Source organism: Streptomyces sp. 8L, from assembly GCF_020176795.1.
Taxonomy (GTDB): Bacteria; Actinomycetota; Actinomycetes; order Streptomycetales; family Streptomycetaceae; genus Streptomyces.
In genome coordinates this window covers 1-7245 of record NZ_JAIUKE010000544.1, presented here as the reverse complement: position 1 = coordinate 7245, position 7245 = coordinate 1, and the positions used below count along the sequence as shown (strand labels likewise).

General features: G+C 72.2%; 6 protein-coding genes and 1 pseudogene. 2 read left to right on the top strand and 5 right to left on the bottom strand.

The features are described from left to right. Nucleotides 1-379 precede the first annotated feature (379 nt). The 3 genes from LCE31_RS33810 to LCE31_RS33800 form a co-directional block, all read right to left on the bottom strand. Nucleotides 380-1291 (bottom strand): GNAT family N-acetyltransferase, encoded by a 912-nt coding sequence (locus LCE31_RS33810; protein ID WP_225021323.1) that lies wholly within the window; start codon nucleotides 1289-1291, stop codon nucleotides 380-382. Nucleotides 1292-1393: 102 nt separating this feature from the next. After that, nucleotides 1394-2629, bottom strand: a complete 1236-nt coding sequence (locus tag LCE31_RS33805) for a C40 family peptidase (RefSeq protein WP_225021321.1) — start codon at nucleotides 2627-2629, stop codon at nucleotides 1394-1396. Between the two features lie 395 nt (nucleotides 2630-3024). Next, entirely contained in the window at nucleotides 3025-4569 is a 1545-nt protein-coding gene (locus LCE31_RS33800; protein WP_225021317.1) for an FAD-dependent oxidoreductase, read from the bottom strand. 255 nt (nucleotides 4570-4824) lie between these two features. Here LCE31_RS33800 and LCE31_RS33795 point away from each other — a divergent pair, with 255 nt between their 5' ends. Next, a complete protein-coding gene (locus LCE31_RS33795) occupies nucleotides 4825-5277 on the top strand; it encodes a MarR family winged helix-turn-helix transcriptional regulator (protein WP_225021315.1) in 453 nt (150 codons plus the stop codon). Here LCE31_RS33795 and LCE31_RS33790 read toward each other — a convergent pair. Together LCE31_RS33790 and LCE31_RS33785 are read right to left on the bottom strand one after the other, a co-directional pair. Beyond that, on the bottom strand, nucleotides 5264-5932 hold the full coding sequence (locus LCE31_RS33790; protein WP_374118639.1) for a TerD family protein: 669 nt from the start codon (nucleotides 5930-5932) through the stop codon (nucleotides 5264-5266). The two genes, LCE31_RS33795 and LCE31_RS33790, sit on opposite strands and share 14 nt — an antisense overlap. Nucleotides 5933-6142: 210 nt before the next feature. Beyond that, nucleotides 6143-6763: a M48 metallopeptidase family protein gene (locus LCE31_RS33785; RefSeq protein WP_374118638.1), complete on the bottom strand. Its 621-nt coding sequence runs from the start codon at nucleotides 6761-6763 to the stop codon at nucleotides 6143-6145. Between the two features lie 265 nt (nucleotides 6764-7028). Here LCE31_RS33785 and LCE31_RS33780 point away from each other — a divergent pair. Continuing rightward, nucleotides 7029-7245, top strand: a pseudogene (locus LCE31_RS33780) (ThiF family adenylyltransferase); the annotation flags it as partial.

Below are 7245 nucleotides of genomic sequence, written 5' to 3'. Positions count from 1 at the left end.
CGGGACCCCTCGGCACCCCGGGTCCCGCCGAAGCCGGCCAGGATGAACGGTCGCGGGCGCTTGGTGCGTTTTCGGTGCGTCGACATGCACAGGACGCTAGGCCGCCAGGTCACGGAACGGCATCGGAAGACGGGAACTGGCGGGACCTGAGAGAGGTTGATCTTTCCGAGGTGAGCAATGGTCGGTGCCTGACCGCTGGTGTCCCTTTGGCATTCCGGCGGCGCACCTGTCCCGCCGGCCGCCGCCCCCACCAATCTGATGATCGGGCGGGAGCGAGGGCGTGGCTGAGCGTGGCTGCGGGGGTGCGGCTTCGGGCGGCTTCGGGCGGCTGAGCGTGGCTGCGGGAGCGCTGCTGCGCGTCATGAGGGCCAAGGGAGGGCTACGACCTGGTGGCGGGGCCCGGCGGGGCGGCCTCCGGTACGCCGTAGGTGAACCTGTACCCGGCGAAGTCGGCGATGTGGACATAACCGATGCGCTGGTAGAGGGCGTTGCTCGTGGGGTTGGCCGGGTCCGTGAACAGGACGACGTCCGTCGCGCCGGCGGCCAGCGCGGCACGGCTCACTTCTGCCGTCACGGCGCCCGCGTAGCCGCGGCCCCGGAGGCGGGCCGGGGTGTGGACGGGGTCCACCCGGATCATGCCGCCGACCATCGAGGTCGCGGCCGCCATGGAGACAGGGGTGCCGTCCGGGGTCTCCCAGAACGTGAAATGCCTGTCGCCGAAACGCGATTCGGCCCATGAGCCGGCGTCGATCAAGTCGATGGAGGGCTGCTCCCCGACGTCGACGCAGAACTCACGGCACCAGCGCACGACATGCTCGTGGTCCCCGCCGCCCGCGGCCCGCCCGCGGCCTTCGGGGCGCGGACGCGGTCGGACGAGCGCGCCGAGGCGGTAGAGATGCGTGCGCCAGTAGAGGACCGGCACCGCGCCTGTGCGCCGCTGCCACGATTCGGCGAAAGCGGTGGCGGTGTCGTGGTCCGCGACGACGTCGCGGGGGCGGTGGCCGAGGGCGGCAAGACGTGCGGCGAGAGTGCCGGCCTGCCCGGCGGAGAGGGGGGTGAGGCCCAGACGACCGCGCGGAGTGCGGTAGAAGACGGCGCGGACCCCGCCTCCCGACTCCAGCAGGCCGAAGACGGCGGCTTCGGCCCCGTGCGCGTCCGCCCGGTGTGTCCGGAGTTTCTCGATGTCGGTCAGCGGGGTGTTGTGCAGGGCGGGCCGCGAACGCAGGAAGTCTCCGGTTCGGTCGAGGAAATCATCGATGCCGCCGGTGAGTTGCCAGTCGTCGGAGAGCATGCCTCATGGTCCCCGATGTACCCGGATCGGCAAGCACCGCACAGCCTGCCCCGGCCGGGCCGGCCCAGTGCGTGTCCGGGCCCTCGGTGCGTCGAAGGAGCGTCAGGCCGGGCGGACCGCGCCGTAGATGGGCATCGAGTAGATCGACTCCTCGCGCACGTTCGCGCCCGAGTGCGGGGCGTGGATCATCATCCCGCCGCCTATGTACATCCCGACATGGCTGATGTCGGAGAAGAAGAACACCAGGTCCCCGGGGCGCAGATCGTCCGTGGAGACGCGCGTGCCGGCGTTCACCTGGTCGTACGTGGTACGGGGCAGGTCGACGCCCGCCGCCTTCCAGGCCGCCTGCGTCAGGCCGGAGCAGTCGTACGAGCTGGGGCCCGTCGCGCCCCACACGTACGGCTTGCCGATCTGCGCCCGGGCGAACGCGAGTGCCTTGTCCGCCTTCGTCGTCGAGCCCGGAGGCGTGGTGGCCGTGCCCGTGCCCGTACCCGTACCGGTGCCCGTGGACCCGGCCGACTTCTGCCGCGCGGCCGCGGCGAGGGCCTTGGCCCTGGCCTCCTGCTCGGCCTTGGCCTTGGCCCGCGCCTTCTCGCGGGCCTCGGCCTCCTTCTTCTTCTCCAGCGCCGCGAGCCGCGCCTTCTCCTGCGCCGTCAGCTTCGTCAGCAGCGCCTGCGCGTCGCCCAACTTCCGCTGCACCCGTGTCTTGCTCGCCCGCAGGTCCGCCTGGGACGCCGTCAGCGTCTCCAGTTCCTTCGCCGCCTGTGCGCGCTTCTTCGCCGCTGCGGCCTGCTGGCTCTGGAAATCGGCCAGAGCGCTGTTCTGCCGGTCGCTCAGGCGGGCCATCAGCTGCGTCTCGTCGAAGTACGACTGCGGGCTGTCCGAGAAGATCAGCGTCGCGGCCGGGGTCACCGCGCCCTGCCGGTACTGCGCCGTGGCGTACATGCCGAGCCTGCGTCTGGAGTCGTTCATCCGGTCCGTGCGGTGCGCGATGTCGTCGAGCAGGGAGTCGAGCGCCTTGCGCTGCTCGCCCGTGGACTCCTTGGCCCGGTCGTAGTCCTCGGTCGCGGAACCCGCCTGCCGGTAGAGGTCGTCGACCTGCCGCTGCACCTGCTCGATCGACGGCCGGGAGGCCGCGGCGGTGGCCGCCCTCGGGGCCGCCTTGGCCGCGGTCTTCGTGGCCGCGGAGGACGCGGCGGTCGCGGTGCCTGAGCTCGTGCCGAGGAGCGTGACGGAGGCGAGCGCCGCCGTGGTGAGGCCCACGGCGGGGGAGCCCGCTCGCAGGAGGGCGCTGTTGCGCGGCTTGCGGTGCGATGCGTGCGATGCCATGGCGGGCATCTCCTTCCAGGCGCTTCCAGCGGTGCGCCGAGGGGGCCGGAGATACGTATGAGGCGACCGGCGACGGGGCGTACAGATGGTGCGAGTGGGGTGGATGCTGCGGGTGGGACTCCCACACGATCGAGCACGGTAGCCAACCGCGGTGCCTCTGGGAAGGACTGTGTTCGATTGGTCCGATACATTCCCGAGACTTTTCCGTGACCATGTGGAAGCCGTCCGTCTGCCCGGAACCCGTTTCTCCTCTCCGGCTCCCGTCTCTCCGGCTCCCGTCTTTTTGGGTTCGCGTCCCGCCGGTCCGCTTCCTGCCGGTCTGCACCCTGCCGGTCCGCGTCCCCCGGTCCGCGTCCCCCGGACCACGTCCCGCCGGTCTGCACTCTGCCGGTCCGCGTCCCGTCCTACGGGCGGACCCCGGCGGCGTCGAGGCAGGACTCGACCGCGTCCAGGCCCGCGGTGTCGACCACGGCCGCGACGTACCCGTCGGGGCGGATCAGCACCCACTGTCCTGGCGCGAGCGCGTAGGCGTCCTTGAAGTGGCCCCCGGTGTCGTGCAGGTCGCCGCGCGCGCCGACGGTGTGGACGCGCAGGCCGCGCCGGGGCGCCGGAGCCGCGGTGGTGTCGGCCTCGTGGCCGAGCAGGGTCCAGTGCGGCCCCTGGAGCAGGTGGAACAGCCGTATGGCAGTCCCGCCCGCGCCGGTCATCGGGGCGTCGGGCGCCCGGTCCCCGGCCGACACGCCCGTGTCGCGCCACGGGCCGGCGACCGTGAGGGACGAGTCCGGATAGCCGAGGTCGAGCTGGCTCTCCTGGCGGCCCCGCCGCATGGGACGGGTCTTGGCCGCTTCGAGCAGCCTCTCGGACAGGCCGAGTACACCCTGTGCGATCGGCCTGCGCTCCTCCTCGTACGTCGACAGCAGCGGCTCGGGGGCGCCGTCGAGGACGGCCGCCAGCTTCCAGCCGAGGTTGTAGGCGTCCTGGACGCTCGTGTTCAGGCCCTGCCCGCCGGTCGGCGGGTGGCAGTGCGCCGCGTCCCCGGCCAGCAGGACGCGACCGCGCCTGTACGTGTCGGCCAGCCGCGCGTTCATCGTGTACGCGGACCCCCAGGACACGTCACGGACCACGATGTCGTCCCGGCCGGTGCGTTCGCGCAGCAGCGCGGTGAGTCCCCCGGCCGAGAGGTCGATGTCGACGTCGAAGGGGACCGGGGCCTGGAGCTGGAACAGGTCGGTGCCGTGGAGCGGGCACAGCGACACCTGCCGCGGGCCCCCCTGGCCCCAGCGGTGCCAGGCGTCACGGGTGACGCCTTCGGCCCGTACGTCGGCCACGACCGCCCGTACGCCGAGGGTCTTGCCGGGGAAGCCGATGCCCAGGGTCTTGCGGACGAAACTGGCGCCGCCGTCGGCTCCGACCAGGTATGACGCACGTACCGTCCGTTCGCCGTCCGGGGTCGCGATCCGCGCGCTCACCCCCTCGGCGTCCTGGTCGAAGCCGACCAGCTCGTGCCCGTACAGCGGGGCGTGCCCCAGTTCGGCCAGCCGCTCGCGCAGCCGGCTTTCCGTGAGGAACTGCGGCACGAGCAGAGGCGCCTGGTACGGCTCCGCCGGGGTCGGCTCCGAGGCCACGAAGATGGCCCGGTCGACCGGGCCGGCTCCACCGCCGCTGCCGCTGCCGTCGCCGTCGCTGTCGCCGTCCGTGCCGGGGACAGGGTGGACGCGCTCGACCGGATACCTGCCCCCGGAGGCCGCGATCCGGTCGATCACTCCCAGGTCCTCGAACACCTCCTGGCTCCGGGGCTGGATTCCCTTCCCGCGCGAGCCGGCGAACGGGCCCGGCGCCTTGTCGATCAGCAGGAACCCCACCTGCCGCCTGGCGAGGTCGAGCGCCAGGGTCAGCCCCGCCGCTCCTGTCCCGCAAATGATCACTTGGGTGTCCGTGGTAGAGGCCACAGCTCTGCTCTCCTTCGGGTAGCGGTCATCGGATCGGTCACGCAGAGGCCGGTACGGCGCCCGCTCGCGTCGGCGGCGCCCGGAGGAGCAGGCCGCCCGGAGGGGCAGGCACCGGCGCCCGGAGCGGCACCAGCGCCGTGGCGCCGTTAGTACGTGCCGCCAGTAGTAGGTGCCGTCAGTAGTACGTGCCGCAAGTAGTACGCGACACGAATCAATTTAATTTGCGTCGCGTACTAAGTCAAGTACGATGAGGGCATGCCAGAGGACGAGAGCCGCGTGCCGCCGCACGGAGTGGACCTGGGGATCGTGGACAGCCTGGCCCAGCTGTCGTTCGCGGTGCAGGCCGAGCTGGCGAAAGTCGCCGCCGCGCACGGGCTGTCGGTCATCCAGCTCCGGGTGCTGGGCGTGCTGCGCGACCGAGAGCCCGGCATGCAGGAGCTCGCGCGGCACCTGGGGCTCGACAAATCCAGCATGACGGGCCTGATCGACCGGGCCGAACGCCGCGGCCTGGTGCGCCGCGCCCCCTCGCCGCGCGACCGGCGCGGCGTACAGGTCTCGCTGACCGAGGATGGGCATGAGCTGGCGCGGCTGATGACCGCCGACGCCGACCGGCGAATCCGCGCTCTCACCACCGGCCTCACCGACACACAGCGCTCCCAACTGTCCCTCCTGGCAAGCGAGCTCGTCGCCGGCCTCACCGCGATCTGACGCGCCGGGGCAGCCGCTCCCCGCCGGCCCGCCGGGCCGGGCGCGCGCCGGGGGCCGCAGCGGGCCCCGCCGGCGGGGCGAACCCGGGGACCTGGCCTGCCGCGGGCGGCTGCGGGGCCTCCTGCTCCTCCGCGATCTCGCCGCCGAAGTTCTTGAGCAGCGCGTCGAGTCCGCCGTCGAAGCCCTGCCCGACCGCGGCGAACCGCCAGACGTCCTTGCGGTAGAAGTCACCGAGCATGACGGCGCGTTCGGTGGAGAACTCCGCGCCGGTGAAGGCGTACCGCACGACTTCCTCGCCACCCGCGACGAGCCGGATGTAACCGGGCCCGATCTGCGACATCCGGCCCGCGCCGTCGAGCGTGGCCGTGAACGAGAGCTTGTGGATGCCCGCCGGGACCCGGTTCAGCGTCACGCGGAACGACTCGGTGTCGCCCGCCTGCGCGCCGAGCAGTTGCACCGACTCCTCCGGCGACTTCGGCTGGTTGAAGAAGATGAAGTACCGATCGTCCGAGAGACGCTCGTCGGCGTCCAGGCCGAAGCAGCTGATGTCGAACGTCAGGCCGGGACCCGCGATCTGCACGCCGACGTACAGGTCCGTCCCGGGCGTGAGATCACTTACCTTGGCCTTGTGGCCCCGCTGGAATTCCCTGGGCATGCGTAACGACCGTCCCCCATCCCGAAAGCGTGTGTGGTCGCGTCAGGCTAACGGCTGTCGCGGGCTTTGCGGCAGGCCGGTACACGTTCGGTACAGGATCGGTAAAACCGGACGTCAAGGCCCCGGCATTCCGGCTCAGATGTCCAGGCCCCGGCATTCCGGGCCCCGGCATTCCTGCTCGGACGTCAAGGCCGCCCCCGACATCCCGGCTCACTCGTCCTCGTCGGCCGGCGGCTGCGGCGACCGCCCCGCGGCCACGACTCCTTCGAGGTAACCGCGGGCACGCTCGGTGCGCGGATATGCCTCGAGCAGCTCCCAGAACTCGGGGCCGTGGCCCGGCACCAGCAGATGCGCGAGTTCGTGCAGGAGTACGTAGTCGACGACGTACTCCGGCATGCCGTGCAGCCGGTGCGAGAGGCGGATGGTTCCCTCGGCCGGGGTGCACGACCCCCAGCGGGTGTTCTGGTTGGTGACCCAGCGGACGGAGGCGGGCCGCGCCCCGCCGCCGAGGTAGCGCTCGGAGAGCTGGGCCGCCCGCGCGGTCAGCCCGTCGTCGCCGAGCCGCCGCTTGCTCTCCTGGGCGGCGAGCTTGTCGAGCATCGCCGTCACCCAGCGCCGCTCCTCGGCCTTCGTCATCCGGGCCGGGATGAGAACGATGGTCCGGTCGCCCTCGCGGTACGCGGAGACGGTGCGTCTGCGCCGGGTGCTCCTGCGGACCTCGACGGCCCCGGCCGCCGGGGTGTCCGGGGCGGCACCGGGAGACTCCACGCCGGAGGAGGCGACGGCCCTGCGCGGGGGGCGGCTCTGGTCGGATCGGGGGTCGGCTGGCACGCCTCGACGTTACCCGCCGGGCTCACCGGCCGGACAGCACCGTCCGGTAATACGAGCCATTCATGCGACCTACACGCCTGCCTGTGGATAACTTCCGACGCCCTCGCGCCGATCCGGGCAGTCTGCTCTCGGGCCTCGGGCGACGCGGCCCGAGGACGGACAAGCACGAACGCGGCCCGAGGACGGACAAGCACGGACACGGCCCGAAGGCAGGACGGGCACAGGAATCCCCGGAGACGGGGATACGGGATACGGGGGACATGCGATGAGGCCGATGGTGAAGCCCGCGCTGCGGCGGGCCTGGCGGGGACGGCGGACGGTGCAGTTCGGGGTGACACCGGCGAACGCGGTGCGGATGGGCCCGGTGGACACGGTGGCGGGCGGCTTCCTTGAGCTGCTCGACGGCACGCGGAGCATGGAGGTACTGCGGGCCGCGGCCCGCGCGATGGGGCTGCCGGAAGAGCGGGCGCAGGAGGTGGTGC